General features: G+C 69.9%; 1 protein-coding gene. It reads left to right on the top strand.

Going from position 1 to position 760, the window contains the following annotated elements; genetic code table 11:
- A partial coding sequence (locus H537_RS54620) for a hypothetical protein (RefSeq protein WP_043460556.1) occupies positions 1-760 on the top strand: 760 nt, incomplete at both ends.

A 760-nucleotide genomic window follows, 5' to 3' on the forward strand; every position in this document is an offset into this window, starting at 1 on the left:
CAGGAAGTGCGCGTGGTGGCCACCACCACCGACGCGCTGGGCGGCAAGACGGTGTTCACGGGCGAGGCCGAGACCATCGCCAACGTTGACGACGCAGCCACCGGCACCCTGGGCGTGACGGGTACCGCCCTGTTCGGCAGCCAGCTCACGGCCAACCTGGCTGGTGTGGCTGATGCCGATGGGGCCACCACTACGACCTACCAGTGGCAAGTCAACCGCGGCACGGCGCAGGCCCCGAACTGGCAGAACCTTGACGCCTCGGTTGGCGCCAACGGCGCCACGCTGGCAGCGGGCTTGACCGTGACCGGGCGCGAGGTGCGCGTGGTGGCCACCACCACCGACGCACTGGGCGGCCAGACCGTCTTCACGAGTGAGCCGCAGCTCGTGTTCGCCACACCCGCGATGCCCCTGAACGACGTGGCCGTGGACATGCTGGTACAGCAAGGCGACGCGGCGCTGGATGCACTGGTGGACCGGCTGCAGGCGGTCGGCATGCAGTCGCTGAAGATGAGTGCCGTGCAGGCGCTTCATCTGGCGGAGCCGGGAACGCTGAGCCTGGAAGCGGGCCTGGACGTGTCCGTGATCGGCACCGGCTTCCTTAACCATGGTAACCCCGCCAGCATGGCTGCCGCGCACGCGCTGCTGGGCGCGGCCGACGTGTCGGTGCGGCTGAGCGAGCAGGACCTGGGCCACGTGCTGCACGACGGCGATGCGGCGATGGACGCGCTGTTGCGCGAGCTGCAGGCCGCGGGCATGGACA

Source organism: Azohydromonas australica DSM 1124 (assembly GCF_000430725.1).
Lineage (GTDB): Bacteria > Pseudomonadota > Gammaproteobacteria > Burkholderiales > Burkholderiaceae_C > Azohydromonas > Azohydromonas australica.